General features: G+C 69.3%; 15 protein-coding genes. 10 read left to right on the forward strand and 5 right to left on the reverse strand.

Annotated elements, in window-relative coordinates; translation table 11 throughout:
- Positions 1-75: 75 nt before the first annotated feature.
- The 3 genes from RIB45_RS09880 to RIB45_RS09890 are packed head-to-tail and all read right to left on the reverse strand — an operon-like array spanning position 76 to position 5,806.
- Positions 76-3,498, reverse strand: a complete 3,423-nt coding sequence (locus RIB45_RS09880; RefSeq protein ID WP_350050097.1) for an error-prone DNA polymerase — start codon at positions 3,496-3,498, stop codon at positions 76-78.
- Positions 3,498-5,096 carry a Y-family DNA polymerase gene (locus tag RIB45_RS09885; RefSeq protein WP_350050098.1) on the reverse strand — a complete coding sequence of 533 codons (1,599 nt, stop codon included), beginning with the start codon at positions 5,094-5,096 and terminating at the stop codon, positions 3,498-3,500. The genes RIB45_RS09880 and RIB45_RS09885 overlap by 1 nt, the downstream gene beginning before the upstream one ends.
- Positions 5,093-5,806 carry an ImuA family protein gene (locus RIB45_RS09890; RefSeq protein WP_350050099.1) on the reverse strand — a complete coding sequence of 238 codons (714 nt, stop codon included), beginning with the start codon at positions 5,804-5,806 and terminating at the stop codon, positions 5,093-5,095. The genes RIB45_RS09885 and RIB45_RS09890 overlap by 4 nt, the downstream gene beginning before the upstream one ends.
- A 302-nt stretch (positions 5,807-6,108) precedes the next feature.
- On the opposite strand from RIB45_RS09890, the gene hspQ reads away from it, so the two are divergent.
- From hspQ to RIB45_RS09905, 3 genes are all read left to right on the forward strand, one after another.
- A complete protein-coding gene (hspQ, locus tag RIB45_RS09895; protein ID WP_350050100.1) occupies positions 6,109-6,459 on the forward strand; it encodes a heat shock protein HspQ in 351 nt (116 codons plus the stop codon).
- A gap of 38 nt (positions 6,460-6,497) precedes the next feature.
- Positions 6,498-7,706 carry an SLAC1 anion channel family protein gene (locus RIB45_RS09900; protein ID WP_350050101.1) on the forward strand — a complete coding sequence of 403 codons (1,209 nt, stop codon included), beginning with the start codon at positions 6,498-6,500 and terminating at the stop codon, positions 7,704-7,706.
- A gap of 88 nt (positions 7,707-7,794) precedes the next feature.
- Entirely contained in the window at positions 7,795-8,523 is a 729-nt protein-coding gene (locus tag RIB45_RS09905; RefSeq protein ID WP_350050102.1) for an orotate phosphoribosyltransferase, read from the forward strand.
- Here RIB45_RS09905 and RIB45_RS09910 read toward each other — a convergent pair whose 3' ends face one another.
- Together RIB45_RS09910 and RIB45_RS09915 are read right to left on the reverse strand one after the other, a co-directional pair.
- Complete coding sequence (locus tag RIB45_RS09910; RefSeq protein ID WP_350050103.1) at positions 8,524-8,910, reverse strand: DUF423 domain-containing protein; 387 nt, start codon at positions 8,908-8,910, stop codon at positions 8,524-8,526.
- A 17-nt stretch (positions 8,911-8,927) separates the two neighbouring features.
- Positions 8,928-9,443, reverse strand: coding sequence for an adenine phosphoribosyltransferase (locus RIB45_RS09915; RefSeq protein ID WP_350050104.1), 516 nt, complete (start codon positions 9,441-9,443; stop codon positions 8,928-8,930).
- A 148-nt stretch (positions 9,444-9,591) separates the two neighbouring features.
- On the opposite strand from RIB45_RS09915, the gene RIB45_RS09920 reads away from it, so the two are divergent.
- The 7 genes from RIB45_RS09920 to RIB45_RS09950 all read left to right on the forward strand — a co-directional run bounded on the left by RIB45_RS09920 (position 9,592) and on the right by RIB45_RS09950 (position 17,463).
- Positions 9,592-10,746, forward strand: coding sequence for an MlaE family lipid ABC transporter permease subunit (locus tag RIB45_RS09920; RefSeq protein WP_350050105.1), 1,155 nt, complete (start codon positions 9,592-9,594; stop codon positions 10,744-10,746).
- Between the two features lie 15 nt (positions 10,747-10,761).
- Positions 10,762-11,538 carry an ABC transporter ATP-binding protein gene (locus RIB45_RS09925; protein WP_350050106.1) on the forward strand — a complete coding sequence of 259 codons (777 nt, stop codon included), beginning with the start codon at positions 10,762-10,764 and terminating at the stop codon, positions 11,536-11,538.
- 74 nt (positions 11,539-11,612) lie between these two features.
- Positions 11,613-12,746 carry an MlaD family protein gene (locus RIB45_RS09930; RefSeq protein ID WP_350050107.1) on the forward strand — a complete coding sequence of 378 codons (1,134 nt, stop codon included), beginning with the start codon at positions 11,613-11,615 and terminating at the stop codon, positions 12,744-12,746.
- Positions 12,743-13,438, forward strand: coding sequence for an ABC-type transport auxiliary lipoprotein family protein (locus RIB45_RS09935; protein ID WP_350050108.1), 696 nt, complete (start codon positions 12,743-12,745; stop codon positions 13,436-13,438). The genes RIB45_RS09930 and RIB45_RS09935 overlap by 4 nt, the downstream gene beginning before the upstream one ends.
- Positions 13,439-13,465: 27 nt before the next feature.
- Positions 13,466-14,800, forward strand: coding sequence for an aspartate aminotransferase family protein (locus RIB45_RS09940; RefSeq protein ID WP_350050109.1), 1,335 nt, complete (start codon positions 13,466-13,468; stop codon positions 14,798-14,800).
- Positions 14,801-14,898: 98 nt separating this feature from the next.
- On the forward strand, positions 14,899-15,864 hold the full coding sequence (locus tag RIB45_RS09945) for a TAXI family TRAP transporter solute-binding subunit (RefSeq protein WP_350050110.1): 966 nt from the start codon (positions 14,899-14,901) through the stop codon (positions 15,862-15,864).
- Between the two features lie 627 nt (positions 15,865-16,491).
- Entirely contained in the window at positions 16,492-17,463 is a 972-nt protein-coding gene (locus tag RIB45_RS09950; RefSeq protein ID WP_350050111.1) for a TAXI family TRAP transporter solute-binding subunit, read from the forward strand.
- The last annotated feature ends 62 nt before the right edge of the window (positions 17,464-17,525 follow it).

Consider the following 17,525-nt stretch of genomic DNA (forward strand, 5'->3'; position numbering starts at 1 on the left):
CCCGCCTTCGCGGGGACGCCCCACGGCGGACCGACGGGATGACGTCCGAGCATCGGACGCCTGCGGGCGCCCGCCTTAGAAAAACGCCTTCGCCTGGTCGCGCGGATGGCGCGGGCGGGGGACGGTCTTCTGCTTGACCGGGTGATAGCCGGTCCCGCGAAAATCGGGCGTCGGGATCGGGCGGCGCACCTCGTCGGCAGGGGCGAGCGCCGAAACCGCGGCCGTATCGCCGTCGGCCGGGTCGACCAAGCGGTCCAGCAGGTCGGAGCGATCCTCGACCTTGTCCGCGATCAGATGGATCACCGCGCCCTCGCGCTGCAGTTTGCCGGAGACGCGCATCAGCCGGGCGGTCAGCAGGGCGCGGCGGCAGCGCTCGAACACGTCGGTCCAGACGACGATGTTGGCGACGCCCGTCTCATCCTCCAGCGTTGCGAAGATCACGCCGTTGGCGCTGCCCGGGCGCTGGCGCACCAGCACGAGGCCGGCGGTTTCGAGCTTGGCGCCGTCCTTGACCTCCGCCAATTGCGCGGCCGTGACGCAGGCGGCCAGCGGGGCGTCAGGCGCCTGGCGGATCAGCGCCATCGGATGCGCCTTCAGGCTCATCCGCAAGCTGGCGTAGTCCTCCGCCACCTCTTCGCCCAGGCTGGCCTGGGGCAGATCGACGACCGGGTCGAGGCCGCGGTCGCTCTCATTCGCGGCCTCGAACAGCGGCAGCGGCCGGTCCCCGCCGATCCCGCGCACGGCCCAAAGCGCCTCGCGCCTGGAGAGCCTAAGCGAGCCGTAGGCGTCCGCCTCCGCCAGCGCCTTCAAGGCCCGCCGCTTGAGGCCCGCGCGCCGCCACAGATCGACCGGCTTGCGATAGCCGTTGGCGCGCGCGGCGACGATCCATTCCCCGTCTTCCTGGGCGAGCCCCTTCACCTGGCGCAGGCCGAGGCGGACGGCGTGGGGCTGGCGGGCCGTCGCCTCGGCGTTGACCTCCACCGTACAATCCCAGTCCGAGAAATTGACGTCCGGCGGCAGCGTCGGGACGCCGTGATCGATCGCGTCGCGCACGATCTGGGCGGGGGCGTAGAAGCCCATCGGCTGGCTGTTGAGGAGCGCGGCCGCGAAGGCGGCCGGGTAATGGCGCTTCATCCAGGCGGAGACGTAGACCAGCAGCGCGAAGCTCGCCGCGTGGCTTTCCGGGAAGCCGTATTCGCCGAAGCCCTCGATCTGCTTGAAGCAGCGCTCGGCGAAATCCGGATCGTAGCCGTTGGCGATCATCCCCTTGACCATCTTGTCGTGGAATTCGTGGATGATCCCGGTCTTGCGGAAGGTCGCCATGGCGCGGCGCAGGCGGTCGGCCTCGGCGGGCGTGAAGCCGGCGGCGACGATGGCGATCTGCATCGCCTGTTCCTGAAACAGCGGCACACCCAGCGTCTTGCCCAGCACCCGCTCCAGATCGGCGGAGGGGAAGGAGACCGGCTCCTCCCCGTTGCGGCGGCGCAGATAGGGGTGGACCATGTCGCCCTGGATCGGCCCGGGGCGGACGATCGCCACCTCGATCACCAGATCGTAGAAGTCGCGCGGGCGCATGCGCGGCAGGAAGGCCATCTGGGCGCGGCTCTCCACCTGGAAGACGCCCAGCGAATCCGCCCGACACAGCATGTCGTAGGTCGCCTTGTCGGCCGGCGGCACGCTCGCCAGATCGAAGCTGCGGCCGTAATGGTCGCGGATCAACTGGAAGCCCTTGCGCAGGCAGGTCAGCATGCCGAGCGAGAGGACGTCGACCTTCAGAATGCCCAGCGCGTCCAGATCGTCCTTGTCCCATTCGATGACGGTGCGGCCCTCCATCGCCGCGTTCTCCACCGGCACGATGCTGTCGAGGCGGCTTTCGGTGATGACGAAGCCGCCGACATGCTGGCTCAGATGGCGGGGAAAGCCGATCAGCTGTTCGATCAGCGCCATCGTCTGGCGCAGGCGCCGGTCGCGGCCGTCCAGGCCGATCTCGGCCAGTCGATCCTGGATCGACGCGGTATCCGACCAACCCCAGATCTGCGAGGCCATGAGGGCGACCGTATCCTCGCTCAACCCCATGGCGCGCCCGACTTCGCGCACCGCGCCGCGCGCGCGATAGCGGATGACGGTCGCGGTCATGCCCGCCCGGTCGCGGCCGTACTTCTCGTAAATGTACTGGATCACCTCCTCTCGGCGTTCATGCTCGAAATCGACGTCGATGTCCGGCGGCTCGCCGCGCTCGGCGGACACGAACCGTTCGAACAGAAGATCCAGCTTGGAGGGGTCGACCGCCGTCACGCCCAGGCAATAACACACGGCCGAATTGGCGGCGGAGCCGCGACCCTGGCACAGGATCCCGCGTTCGCGCGCGAAGCGCACCAGATCGTGCACGGTCAGGAAATAGGGCGCGTAGCCGAGTTCCCCGATCAGTCGCAGCTCATGCTCCACCGTCACGCGGACCTTGGCCGGCAGACCGCCGGGATAGCGGCGCTGCGCGCCCTCCCAGGTCAGCCGCTCCAGCGACTGCTGCGGGGTCTCGCCGGCGCCCACCACCTCGCTCGGATAGTCGTAGGCGAGCTCGTCGAGCGAAAAGGCGATCTGGTCGGCGATCTCGACGCTCGCCGCCAGCGCGTCCCCATAGCCCGCGAACAGGCGCGCCATCTCGACCGGCCCTTTCAGATGCCGCTCGCCGTTGAGCAGCAAGCGCCGACCGGCGGCGTCGATCGTCGTCTTCTCGCGAATGCAGGTCAGCACGTCGGCCAACGGCCGGCGCGCGCGGGCGTGCATCATCACGTCGTTGGTCGCGACCAGGCGAACGCCCGCCGCCTGGGCCAGCGCCGCACGGCGCGCGATGCGCGCCCGATCGTCGCCGCGCTGCAGGTGGCTCGCCGCCAGATAGAGGCGCCCGGGGTCGGCGGCGGCCTTCAGGCGACGGAGCGTTTCGCGCACCGGCTCCCGCCTTGCCTCCTCTTCTTCTTTGTCACCCCGGACGGCCGACAGGTCGAGCCGGGGGCTGAAGACGCCCTGTGCGTCGGAGCGCGCCGCGGGAGATCCCGGGTCTCCGCTTCGCTCCGCCCGGGATGACAGCTCGCGAAAGGGGGGGCCATCATCGACGACGATCAAAACCAGCCCCTCGGCCGCCGCCTCCAGATCGCTTAGATAAAGCGCGCAGTCGCCTTTCTCCGCCCGGCGCCGCCCCAGCGTGATCAACTGGCTCAACCGCCCGTAGGCCGCCCGGTCGACCGGATAGGCGAGCGCCGAGGGCGCGTCGCGGAAGTCGAGCCGCGCGCCGATCAGCAGCGGGAGCCCCGCCTCCTTCGCCGCCTTGTGGGCGCGCACCACGCCGGCGAGGCTGTTGCGGTCGGCCACGCCGAGCGCCTTTAGTCCCAGCGTCTTGGCGCGCGCGACCAGCTCGTCCGCATGCGAAGCGCCCTCCAGAAAACTGAAGTTGGTGAGGCACTGCAGTTCGGCGTAGGCGGGCGGCGGTACGAGGGCGGCCATCAGTCGAAAAGCCCGTGCAGATACCAGTGCTGGCGGCCTGCGCCGTCGCCGAGCGCGTCGGCCAAGGGGCCGGCGACGCCGTCGCGGTAGATCCAGTAGCGTCGGCCCGTCTCGTCCTCGACACGCCAGTAGTCGCGCGCGCCGGCGGCCCAGGCGGCGTCCTCGCGCCACCAATCGGGGGCGATGCGCTCCGGGCCGACGGCGATGCGCACGGCGCAGCGCCGGCCGTCCAGCCGAAAGGCTGACAGCGGCTCTCCCGCCTTCGGCGCGCTCAAAGGCTGCAGCGTCTGGGGCTGGGCCAGCAGACGGACCGGGCGGCTCGGCGTCTCAGGCCAGGGCGGCTCTTGGAGCGCGCGGCCGCGACGGCGCGGCGCGACGCACGGCGCTTTAGCCTGCGCGGCGTCGGGCAGCCGGCTGTCGGCGGGGGCGAGGCGGAAGACGTTCTCCCCTCCCAGTCGGTTGGCGAGGCGATCGACAAGCGCGGCGAAGAGGTCCGGGTCGCGGCCGCCGGCGCCGCCGGCGTCTAGTCCGCCGGAGAGCTGATCGCTCTCGAACGGCTCCACACGCGGCGCCGCCAGGATCAGGCAATCGATCCCGAAACCCGGCTCGATCGCGTCCAGTTTCTCCGCCAGCAGACGCAGCAACCGGGCGCGCTCGCGCACCGGCCGGCCGGTTCCGAGCGTCACCGTCTGCGCCGCGCCGTCGGCCCGGAAGGCGGTCAACTCCAGCCGCCGACATCCAAGATTCTCCGCCGAGAGCCGCTGGCACAGCCGATCGACCAGCCGTTCGACGGCCGCATCGATGTCGCCGCGCAGCCCGATCGGATCAGGAAAGGAGAGGCGCACGCGCCAAGGCGCGACCGGCCGACGCGGCGTGATGGGCTGGGCGGTGCGGGCCAGCAGCCGGTCAAGCGCGCTCGCCGCCGCCGCGCCGAACCGCGCGGAAAGCGCGGCGCGCGGCAAGCCGTAGAGATCGCCCAACCGGCGCAACCCGACCCGTTGCAGCCCGACGGACGTCTCGGGATCGAGCGCCGGCTCGGCGAGCGCCAACGCGGCGACCGGCGCCTCCTTCAACGCTTCCGGCAAGTCGACCCGGCGCTCGACCACCCGCCCGTCGGCGCCGAAGCGCGCCAGCGCGGCCGCCGCGGACGGGCTAGGCGCATAGGCGCCGGCCGCACAGAAGCCGGCCGCGCGAAGCCGCGCCCGCGCGTCGTCCAGCATCGCCTGCGCCCCGCCGAAAAGATGGGCCGCGCCCGTGGCTTCGATCAGGATCCGATCGCCGCCGGCCGTTCCCACAAGGGGCGAATACCGATCGCACCAGCCGGCAAGACGCTGCAGGAGCGCCGCGTCGGCCGTCTCGTCCATTTCCGTCGCCGTCACCGTCGGGGCGAGCGCCCGAGCGCTCGCCAGCGTGACGCCCGGCGCGACGCCGGCGTCGGTCGCGGCCTGGTCGCAGGCGGCGACGAACACGCCGGTTCCGACCGTACGCGTCATCGCCACCGGTCGCGCCGGGGGCAAATCCGTACGCGTACGACGCAGCCGATCGGTGGAAAGACGCGGCAGCCAGAGCGCCAGAAAGCTTTTCTCCGCGGCGCTCATCCAGGCGCCTCCACGAGCCACTCGCCGCTCCCGCCGCCGCGGCGACGGATCAAGGTCGCCCGCCAACGAGGGGTCGTCGCGGGTCCGGAGATATCGGCCGGCGCCGGCTCGATCCGCCAGCGGCTGGCGACGGCGCTTGGCGCGACCGCAGCGCCTGCCGCGCCCCCCTGCGCCCCGGTCAGCAGCAGACCGAGAGCGCCGCCCGCCTCGGCGGCGAGTTGCAGCCGTCGACTGGCGGTCAGATCGATCGGCCCGTCCGGCTCCAGCGCGAGCCCGTCCAACGCGCCGGAGCGCAAACCCTCCTCCGCCGCCCACAATCCTTCGTCCCGGCTGCGCGCGCGCACGACGACCAGTCGCCCGGCCAACGCCCCGCCGAGCCGCGCCAGGCCGGGTCCGTAGAGCGCCCAACGGCTGCGCGCCGGGTGGACCCACATCACCGGCCCCTTGCAACGCGCCAAAATCCGAAGCGCGAAGCCGTGCGCCGCCGGACCCGCCGCCTCATGCACGCCTGTCGCGGCGAGAACGCCGTCGGGAAAAGCGTCGTCCACCGTCTCCCACCCGAGGGGGAGGCCGGCGGGCGCGCCCGCGGCCGCGCCGGCGCGCTCGATCCGCGCAATCTCGACGCGCAAACGCTCAAGCGACGGGCTGGCCGCCAGGCTGGCGTCCTCGCTCGTCCCGTTCCGGAACAGACTTGCGCGATACTCGCTCACCGCTCAGACTCCCAACACTCGTTCGGGCTTCCTTAGTTCCAAAAAGAAGGCGCCCTCAATCCCGCAATGGACTCTCTTAACCCCTCTTTTGTTCTTATTACGTTTTATTCTTGATCGCGTTCGGGAGTCAAGCGACCGATCGGACCCGCCGCCTGCGGCGACGCGGCGGCGCATCGGGCGGAACGCCGCGCTCCCTTTGCATTCCCGGACGTCCGAGGCTATGACTAGAGCGATATGAGACCGACCCCGTCAGGCAGACGGAGCCGCTCAACGGTGAACGCCCATCGGTGAACAAGGGTCCCATGCTGACCAACGCCCCCACGCCCGCCAACGCGAAATACACCCCCGGCCAGATCGTCCGGCACACCCGCCACGAATATCGCGGCGTGATCGTGGACGTGGATCCCAGTTTCCAAGGCGCGGACGAACTCTACGAAGAGGCGGTCGAGACCGCCGAGGAAGAGGCCCAGGCCCCGAAGGACCACCCCTGGTACCATGTGCTGGTCGATGAGGAGGACGTGGTCACCTACGTGGCGGAGGATCATCTGTCGGCGGACCGCGACGATTCCCCGATCGATCATCCGATGCTGGAGGACTTCCTCGGCGAGCGGCGCGACGACGGCAGCTACGCGCCGCTTCACACCGTGAACTGAGACGCCCGCCCGCCCGCAAAAGCTCTGAGGAGACCCGTGTGAGCGACGACGCGCCCGACACCGGCCCCGAGACGGGCGCCCGCAAGGCGTCGGACCTCGAAAAAGACGCGGTCGAGACCAGCCCGGCCAAGAGACGCCCCGCCAAGAAAGCTGCGGCCAAAAAGACTGCGGCCAAAAAGCGCCCCGCATCCGCCGCCCCCGAGGCTTCCTCCCCTCACGCCCCCGACGCCCGTGCAGCCGCCCGCGCCGGCCGCGCGCTGCGCAACCCGTCCACCCGGCATTTCCCGGTCCAGATGTTCGCAAGCGTACTGGGCGTCGCCGGGCTCGGGCTGGCCTGGCGGGAGGCGGGTCAGGTGTTCGGCTTTACGCTGGCGGTGGGGGAACTGTTTCTTGGCTTCGCCGCCGGGTTCTACATCGCGGTGCTGGCGCTCTACGGCTTGAAGGCCGCGCGCCATCCGGACGCCATGGCGGAGGATTTCACCCATCCGGTTCGCGGCTGCTACTTCTCGGCCGCCGGCATGGGGCTGCTGCTGCTCTCCGCCGCCGCCGCGCCGCATTCGCTTTGGCTGGCGGAGGCTCTGTGGATCTTCGGCGCGCCGGTCAATTTCGCCATCACGCTGGCGATCGTCAGCGGCTGGATGACCCGCGAGTTCCACATGCGTCACGCCACGCCCGTCTGGTTTCTGCCGATCGCGGGCAATCTGCTGGCGGCGATCGCCGGCGCGCCGCTCGGCTATGTTGAGATCGGCTGGATGGCCTTCGCGATCGGCGTGGTGTTCTGGCTGGCGCTGCAGGTGGTGATCTTCTACCGCCTGCTGTTCCACGAGCCGATCGAACAGCCGCTGCGCCCCACCATCGTCATCATGCTAGCGCCGCCGGCCTTGGCCTATATCGCCTACCAGGTGCTGGCCGGCGGGCCGGTTTTCGGGGCGCTCGGCGGTTTCGGGACGATGTTTTACGGCCTGACGCTGTTCATCGCCGCCCTGCTCGCGGTGCAGGTCCCGATGCTGATGCGCCTGCCGTTCGCGCTCAGCAACTGGTCCTACACCTTCCCGATCAGCGCGCTGGCCGCCGCCGGCGCGATCTACGCCGGGCGTCACGAGAGCTGGGCCGCAGACGGCCTCGCGATCGTGACGCTGGCCGGCGCCACGTTGATCACGATCTGGGTCGCGGCGACCACCGGCCGGGCGCTGCTGGCCGGCGCGCTGTTCCGCAGCCCCCAACCGGGCGGGGAGCGGCAAGACTAGCCGGACGCCCGCCCCGCCCCAACCCGGCCCGCCAACCCTCGCCGCCTACACCCCTTTCCCACAACTGAGCCGAGACAAGAGCACGCCCATGTCCGACCTGCCGCCCGACACCCGCCCCCCCGCCGATCCCGCCGCCGCCGCAACCGGGACCCCCGCCGCCAACGCCGCGCACATCGCCGCGTCGATCCTGATCGAGACGCAGTCGGTGCTGTTCCGGCCGGAAGACCCCTTCACTTTCACCAGCGGACGCAAAAGCCCGGTCTATGTCGATTGCCGGCGCCTCATCGCCTTTCCGCGCGCCCGGCGTCGGCTGATGAAGATGGCGGCCGCGCGGCTCGAGGAGGCGATCGGATTCGAGAGCCTGGATGCGGTCGCCGGCGGCGAGACGGCCGGCATTCCCTACGCCGCCTGGCTGGCCGATCACCTGATGCTGCCGATGGCCTATATCCGCAAGAAACCGAAAGGCTTTGGGCGCAACGCGCGGATTGAGGGCGATCTGCATGAGGGTCAGCGGGTGCTACTGGTCGAGGATCTGGCGACCGACGGGGGCTCCAAACTCTCCTTCGTGCAGGGGATCCGCGACGCGGGCGCGGTGTGCGAGCATTGCTTCGTCGTCTTCCACTACGGAATTTTCCCGGAGAGCGTCGCGGATCTGAAGAAGGAGGGGGTGACGCTGCACGCGCTGGCCACCTGGTGGGACGTGCTGACGACCGCCCGCCAAAGCGGCTATTTCGACGAAGCCTCGCTGGCCCAGGTCGAAGCCTTCCTGCACGACCCCAAAGGCTGGTCCGCCGCGCACGGCGGGGAGGAGGACTGACTAGGCGCGCAAGCCGCCCAGAGCGCCCCACGCCACCATCAGCCACCCCAAGATGAAGGCGAGGCCGCCGATCGGCGCGACCGCCCCGAGAACGGACGGCCCGCCGAGCGCCAACGCGTAGAGAGCGCCCGGGAAAAAGACGCAGCCGGCGAGGAACGCCCACGCCGCGGCGATTGCGCGGCCCGGACGCTTCAGCCGCCCGGCCGCCAGACAGGCGGCGACGGCGGCCAGCGCATGGATCACCTGATACTGCGCGCCGAGCGCGCCGCGCTCGGCTGCGACCTCTCCGAAGCGCGCCGCCATTCCGTGCGCGGAGAAAGCCCCCATCGCGACCGCGAGGGCCCCGACCAGGGCGGCGACGATCAGAGAGACGCGCGCGCCGGACATGAGATCGCGCGTCCGGGCTATTCGTCGTATTGGATCAGCGAGGCGAAGGGAACGTCGAGTTCGTCCACCCCGCCCAGTCCGGTGAGTTCGATGATGCAGGCGGCCCCCGCGACCTCGCCGCCGACCTTCCGGATGAGCTCGATCGCCGCGGCCATGGTGCCGCCGGTCGCCATCAGATCGTCGAGGATCACCACCCGCTCGCCCGGCTTGACCGCATCGGCCTGAATTTCGACCGTGTCGGTGCCGTACTCCAACTCGTAGACGTAGCGCACGGTCTCGCCCGGCAGCTTGCCCTGTTTGCGCACCATGGCGAAGCCGAGTCCGAGTTCGAGCGCCAGCGGCGCCGCGGTCAGAAAGCCGCGGGATTCGATGCCGATCAGCTTGTCGGGGTTCCAGACCCGCACCGCCTGAGCCAACTGGTCTACGCAAGCGCGCCACGCCTCGGCGTGGGCCAGCAGCGTCGAAATGTCGTAGAAAAGGATGCCCTCCTTGGGAAAATCGGGCACGGTGCGGATATGTTGCTTGATGTCCATCGCGGCGTCTAAGCTCTCGACGTAATAGGGGCGTCCGGGGCGCGAAACGCGCGCATCCTAGACGCGCGGCGGGGCGCGCGCAACGCAGCCCGGACGCGCTCGCCCGACGGCGACGGGTCCGACGACGACACGGGACAGGCGAGACGCAATGGCGATGGAGGCGGCCGACCCCGACGCGAACGCGCCGGGCGACCTGGAGTGGTCGACGGACGGGCGAAGCTTGCGGGCGATCGGCCGGTGGACGATCGACCAAGCCCGCCTGGTCGAGGCGCGTCTTGCCGGTCTTCGCACCGAAGGCGGCGGCGCGCTTACGGTCGACCTGTCCCGCATCGCGGCGTTGGACACCGCCGGCGCGTGGCTGCTGTTCCGGGCGCTGGCGCAGTTGCGGCAGTCGGGGGCGGAGATAGAACTCGCCGGCGTGCGCAACCGCCACAAGCCGCTGCTGGACATCGTCGCTCAAATTCACGCCGAAAAGCCTGAGGGATTCCACCCGCGATCCACCGGTTTCCTCGGCCTGCTGGAACAGTTGGGCGGCGGCTTGATTCGGGCCCTGATTCACGGCCGGGATCTTTTGAACTTTTACGGTCTGGTGACGGTGGTCTTCGCCCGGACGGTCGCGAACCCGGCGCGTCTGCGCCCGAAGGCCCTGGTGACGCAAATTCAGGAAACCGGGCTGAACGCACTGCCGATCGTGGGGCTGTTGTCCTTCCTGATCGGCGTGGTGCTGGCCTATCTTATGTCTGATCAGCTCACCCGCTTCGGGGCGGAGGTCTACACGGTCAACCTTCTGGGGCTGTCCATCACCCGGGAGATCGGCGTACTCCTGACCGCGATCATGATCGCGGGGCGCTCCGGCTCGGCCTTCACGGCCCAGATCGGGACGATGAAGGTGACGGAGGAGATCGACGCCATGGGCACGATCGGCCTCGACCCGATCGAGGTCTTGGTGATCCCGCGCGTGCTGGCGCTGATGATCACCCTGCCGATTCTGACGATCTGGTCCGATTTCGCCGGCGTTCTGGGCGGCGCGGCGATGACGATGGTGGCGCTGGATCTGTCGCCTGCGCAATTCGCCAACCAGTTGAAGGAGGCGGTCGGGATCGACGACGTGCTGGTCGGGTTGGTCAAGGCGCCGGTCCACGCCTACATCATCGCCATGGTCGGATGTTACGAAGGCTTGCGCGTGCAGCGCTCGGCGGAGAGCGTCGGGCGGCAGACGACGCTGTCGGTGGTTGAGAGCATCTTCCTGGTGATCGTCGCGACGGCGGCCTTCGCCGTGCTGTTCTCGATCCTCGGGGTCTGAGGGGGCGCAGGAGCGATGGCGCAACGACCGGCGGTGAGCGTCGAAGGCCTCCGAACCCAGTTCGGCGCCCAGGTGATCCACGACGGGCTCGAACTCACCCTGCGCCAGGGCGAAGTTCTGGGCGTCGTCGGCGGATCCGGCACGGGCAAATCCGTGCTGTTGCGCGAGATCATCGGCCTGCAGCGGCCGACAACCGGGCGCATCACGTTGTTGGGGGAGGATGTCTGGTCGCTGAACCGCAGGCAGCGACAGGCGCTGGCGACCCGCACCGGCGTTCTGTTCCAGGACGGAGCGCTGTTCTCATCGCTGACGGTCGCGGAGAACATCCAGGTCGCGATGCGCGAGCATCTGTCGCTCAAGCCCGCGCTGATGGACGATCTGGCGGCGCTTAAGATCGCGATGGTCGGTCTGCCGCCCGAGGCGGGGGCGAAACTGCCCTCCGAGCTCTCCGGCGGCATGCGCAAACGCGCAGGCCTGGCGCGAGCGTTGGCGCTGGACCCCGAAATCCTGTTCCTGGACGAGCCGACGGCGGGTCTGGATCCGATCGGCGCGGCGGCTTTCGATGAGCTGATCGGCTCGCTGAAGCGCTCGCTCGACCTGACGGTCTTTATGGTGACGCACGATCTGGACAGTCTGGCCGCGGTCTGCGACAGGATCGCGGCCTTGGTGGACAAACAAGTGCGCGTCGCTACCATGGCCGAGCACATGAAAGACGATCATCCCTGGCTCAAGGAATACTTCCACGGGCCGCGCGCCAGGGCCGTGAAGGCCCCGGCACGCGCCGATGCGTGAGCGCCGGCTTGCGGACCGCGTCCGCGGACGGGCCAGGGCTCTGACGCCAGCGCGCGAGAAAGGCTGGTAGCGCGATGGAGACACGCGCGAGCTACATCCTGGTCGGGACCTTCGTCCTGGGCTTCCTGATCGCGGCCTTCGCGGCGGTGATCTGGCTCGCCGGCGTCGACCTGGACGAGACGCAGCAGCAATACGACATCTTCTTTGAAGGCTCGGTCTCCGGCCTCAAAGTCGGCAATCCGGTGCGCTATCGCGGAATACCGGTCGGCGTGGTGCGGGACATGCGGATCAATCCGGACAACGTCGAAGAGGTGCAGGTGACGATCGAAGTTCCCGCCTCGACCCCGATCAAGGAGGACGCCTCGGCGAGCCTCGAGTTCCAGGGCGTCACGGGCGTCGCCTACGTGCAGATCTCAGGCGGCAGCAACGAGGCGCCGCGCCTGACGGCCGCCTCAGGCCGGGATAGGCCGGTCATCCCCTCGACGCCCTCGCAGATCCAAGAGGTGATGGAACAGGCGCCGGAGCTCTTGAACCGATTCATCGGCTTGGTCGACGAGGCCCGGTCGATCATGAACGCTGAGAACCGCCGCAATCTGGAGACGACGCTGGCGAATCTGGCGGCGTTTTCCGGCGCGCTGGCCGACTCGTCCGGCGACATCCAGGCGACGCTCGCCCAGACGGCGGGCGCGATCGAGCAACTGCGCGCGACGGCCGGCGAGGCGGAGACGGTGCTCGCGACCCTCTCACAGCGCGGCGACGGGATAGCTGATCGGCTGGAAACCACGCTCGACAACGCCAACGGGCTGGCCGAAGAAGCGAGCCGGCTGGTGGCGGAATTGCGCCCCGTCGTACAGTCCGCCGGCGAGACCGTCGATAGCGTCGGCGCGATCGCCGACGACGTGCGTCCGCATGCGGGGCCGATAGCCGAGCAGGCCGAAGGCGCTTTGCGCGACGCGCGGACCATCACCCAGGATCTGAAGACGGCGAGCGAGAACATCGCGACCGCGGCCGACGAGGCGGCGGTTCTGTTGCGCGACGCGCGCGAACCGGTGAACAGCTTCGCCAACACCGGCCTCTACGAATTCACCCAGCTCGTGGTTGAGATGCGCACGCTGGTCGCCTCGCTCTCGCGCATCAGCAACGAGATCGAGCGCGATCCGGCGCGTTTCTTCTTCGGCGACAAGACGCAAGGCTTCGAGGCGGAATGAACGATCCAATGCAATATCCCAAGGGCGTGACGCGCCGCACGGCGGGCCGGATTATCGGCGGGGGCGCGTTGGCGCCGCTGACGGCGGCCTGCGCGGTCGATCTGCCCGGCACGGGCGAGCCGGCGCGGATCTTCGTGCTGACCCCGAAAAGCACCTTCGCCGACGACCTTCCGGACGTGGACTGGCAACTGCTGGTCGAGGCGCCGACCGCAGCCGCCGGCATCGCCTCGAGCCGGATCGCATTGCGCCGCCAGTTGGTGGAGCTCGACTACTTCGCCCGCGCCGCTTGGACGGACAACGCCCCCGCCATGTTGCAGACCTTGATGATCGAAAGCTTCGAGAACACCGACAAGATCATCTCGGTGGGACGTCAGGTCATCGGGCTGCGCGCGGACTTCATCCTCAAGACCGATCTGCGGGAGTTCCAAGCGGAATACATGGATGAAGACGGTCGGACGCTGCCCGAAGGCGCCGCGCCCTTCGTGCGCGTGCGCCTGAACGGCAAGCTGGTCCAGATGCCGCGGCGCGAAATCGTCGCCTCCGAGACCTGGGAGAGCGTCGTGCGGGCCGACGGCTCGGAGATGCAGGCGATCATCCGCGCCTTCGATGCGGCCTACGGCGACATCTTGAAGCGTCTGGTCACATGGACTTTACGACGCGGAGAAGAAATCATGCAGCGGCGCGAAGACTGACGCGCGCCCGCCTTCAGGAGAGCGACCATGACCCACGTTTTCCACCGCAGCGCCAAGAGCCTGCCGCCTACGGCTGCGCGCGGCGACGGCTGTTACATCGTCGACGCCGACGGCAAGCGCTATCTGGACGCCTCGGGCGGCGCGGCGGTCAGCTGTCTCGGCCACTCCCACCCCAAGGTCGTCCAGGCGATCAAGGAACAGCTGGACCGGATCGCCTTCGCCCACACCGGGTTCTTCACCAACGAGCCGCTGGAGAAGCTGGCGGATCATCTGATCGCCCGCGCGCCCGACGGGATCGAGTACGTCTATATGGTTTCCGGCGGCTCCGAAGCGGTCGAGGCGGCCCTCAAGCTCGCCCATCAGTATTTCGACGAGAAGAAGCAGCGCTCCAAGCGCTGGTTCATCGCGCGGCGCCAAAGCTACCACGGCAACACGCTGGGCGCGCTGGCGGTCGGGGGCAACATGTGGCGGCGCGATCAGTTCGCGCCGATCCTAATCGACAGCCAGCACATTTCTCCCGCTTACGCCTATCGCGACCGGCGTGACGATGAGAGCTTGGAGGCTTACGGCCTGCGGGTCGCCGACGAGTTGGAGACGCGCATCGAGGAATTAGGCGCGGAGAACGTCATCGGCTTCGTCGCCGAACCGGTGGTGGGCGCGACGGCCGGCGCGGTCGTTCCGCCGCCCGGCTACTTCAAGCGCATTCGAGAGATCTGCGATCGTCACGGCGTGCTGTTGATCCTGGATGAAGTGATGTGCGGCATGGGACGCACCGGCGCGCTGTTCGCCTGCGAGCAGGACGGCGTGCGCCCCGACATCCTGGCCGTCGCCAAAGGCCTGGGCGCGGGCTATCAGCCGATCGGGGCGATGCTGTGCTCGGCTGAAATCTTCGAGACGATCCGCGACGGATCGGGCTTCTTCCAGCACGGCCACACCTATATGGGCCACCCGACCGCCTGCGCCGCGGCCTTGGCCGTGCAAGAAGTCATCGAAGAGGAGAACCTGCTGGAGAACGTGCGCGACAAAGGCGCGAAGCTGATGGAGCGGCTGGCCGCCCGCTTCGGCAACGATCCGCATGTGGGCGACATTCGCGGGCGGGGCCTGTTCATCGGGATCGAACTGGTCGCCGATCGGTCCAGCAAGGAGCCCCTGGATCCCGCGCTTCAGATCCACGCCAAGATCAAGCGCCAGGCCATGGAGGAAGGGCTGATGTGCTATCCTATGGGCGGTACGATCGACGGCAAGCGGGGCAATCACATCCTGCTGGCCCCGCCTTTCATCATCGACGACGCGCAAGTCGAGGAAATCGTCGAGAAGCTCGGCCGCGCCGTCGACGGCGCAAAGCAAGAGGCGGGGCTTTGAGCGTCGATTGTCGGTTGGGGCGCCGTCACTTCGGAGCGTGGAAGGGCTGTGGGATGCGGGCGTCGCCAAGCCGCCTTGCCGCTCGCTTCAAGGCGGCTTTGCTCGCAGCTCTGGCCGCGGCGGCCCTCGGGCTGACGCCCGCTGCGACGTCGGCGCAGGATGACCCGTCGGCGAACGGCGATCCTGAGGGCCGCGGGCCGATCCAAATCGGCGGCGGCGTGCCGTTCGGCCTCTACTTCCCGCTGGCCGGCGCCATCTGCCAATTGATCGAAGATCGGGGCGACGGCGCGCGATCCTGCCGGGTGGCTGCGCTGGCCGACAGCGCCGCGGCCATCGACGCCCTGCGCCGGGCTGAAGTGGACATGGCCCTGGTTCAATCGGACTGGTTGGCGCATGCGGTCGCCGGCACCAGCCGCTTTCAGCAAACCGGCGCGCTGGACGAGCTGCGCGCGGTCGCGAGCCTGCACGGCGAAGGGCTTGTGATCCTGATGCGTCGCGGCGAGGCGGCCGGCGGCCCCCAGAGCCTCGAAGGGATGCGCGTCAGTCGCGGACCGCAGCAAAGCTATCGCGCGTTGCTGACCTATCAGTTGCTGCGGGCGGTCGACCTGTCCATCGACGATCTCGCCCAGGCGACGGACGAGCCGGTGCGCGAAGGTCTCGCCAAATTATGCAGGGGCGAGACCGATGCGGTCGCAGCCATCACCGCCAGGCCGGCGCAGGTCGCGGCCGCCGCCCCGGCGGGCTGCGCGCTGGACTATCTGCCGATCGACGAGCGACAGGCGGACGGCGCCTCGCAGGACATGCCCGGCGTCGCGCCGTTGGCGTTGCCCTTGGACGGAGACGGTCGGCGTCTCGCGAGTTTCGGTATGACGGCCGTGTTGACCGCGGACGCGTCTTCCGATCCCGACGCGATCGAGCGCGCCGCGCGCGGCCTGATCGAAGGGGCGGAGCGCTTGGCCCGACTGCACCCCGCCCTCGCCGTCATCGCCCCCGGTCGGCTTGAGCGCGCGGCCCGCGTCGCGCCCCTGCACCCGGCGGCGGACGCGGTCTATCGCGGACGCTAAAGGCCGACGCCCCGTCGGTTGACGCCCCGTCGGTTGACGCCCTGACACGCCAGGGGCATAGTTTTCGCCAGCGCCCGGCGGCGGCCGGTGGGCCGCCCGACGCCGCGGCGCCGTGGGGATGGGTTAGGGGCGCGCGTCCTAAGGCGGCGCCCGACCTAAAGAATGATAACGAGGGTCGAAGCAGGGTGGCTTTCAGCTGCGCTGACGTCGGGCGGGGGCTCGGATCGCAGGGGGTGATCGCCGGGCCGTCGAACGGGTCGACAAAAGGCGATCCCGTCACCCGACGGCGCATATCCGCGCGACTTGCAGACACGAGGGGTAACAGGGGCGTCGAGGGATCGACGCGCCGTTGCGGCGGCGTTGCGCCGCCGCGCACGCTGAGAGGTTCGGACCGGTTGGCCGGTCGCGGGGGGCGCAGCCCGTCGCGGCGGACCGGTCGGAAACGGGGCGCGGGCCTTGGACGTCTTCGACGTTGACGGGCCGGGCGCCCCGAACAGGCGGCAGCCGGCCGGCCGGCCCGACGCGCTGAGACAGTGCGTTCACAGGGTCGTCCGCCGGACCGCTCGAGATCGCCGAGCCGCCGCCGTCCGGGCGTCGGCGAGGGAGACAACAAAGGGAGCGAGAACGATGTTCATGCGCAAAATCGGCGTCGCGGCGGCCGCGGTCGCCGGCATGGCGATGCTGTCGGCCCCGGCTTCGGCCGAGGAGACTTTCATCACCATCGGCACCGGCGGTCAGACCGGCGTCTACTATCAGGTGGGCGGCGCCGTCTGCCGTCTGGTCAACCGGGGCACCGAGGATCACGGCATCAAGTGCACGCACACGACCGGCGGGTCGGTCGACAACATTAACGGCCTGCGCAACGGGGACCTGGATTTCGGCGTCGCCCAGGCGGATTGGCAGTACCACGCCTATAACGGCACCGCCCCGGACACCTTTCCGGACGGCGCCTACAAGGACCTGCGCGCGGTCTTCTCGGTCCATCCGGAGCCGTTCACCGTCGTGGCCCGCGCCGACAGCGGCATCTCCAGCTTCGAGGATCTGGTCGGCAAGCGCGTCAATGTCGGCAACCCCGGCTCCGGCGCCCGCGCGACCATGGAGGTCGTGATGGAGGCCATGGGCTGGACCATGGACGACTTCTCGCTGGCCTCGGAGCTCAAGTCGGCCGAGCAGGCGGCGGCGCTGTGCGACAACAAGATCGACGTGTTCGTCTTCACCGTCGGCCACCCCTCGGGCACCATGGAGGAGGCGGCGACCACCTGCGACGTCAACTTCATCCCGGTGCAGAACGAGGCGATCGACGGCCTGGTGCAGGAGCATCCCTACTACTCCTACGCCACCATTCCCGCGGGCATGTATCGCGGCCAGGATGAGGACGTGACCGTCTTCGGCGTCGGCGCCACCTTCGTGTCCAACACGGACGCCAGCGAGGACACGGTCTATCACGTGGTCAAGGCGGTCTTCGACAAGTTCGACCGGTTCCGGCGGCTGCATCCGGCCTTCGCGAACCTGCAGAAGGAGAAGATGATCACCAACAACCTGTCCGCCCCGCTGCACGACGGCGCGGCCAAGTATTACAAGGAAGCCGGCCTGATGTAAGGCCGCGTTACGGCGGGGACGGCCTTTGGGACGTCCCCGCCGATTTCTTTTCGATCGGTTCT

This window comes from Marivibrio sp. (assembly GCF_040218065.1).
GTDB lineage: Bacteria > Pseudomonadota > Alphaproteobacteria > UBA8366 > Aestuariispiraceae > Marivibrio.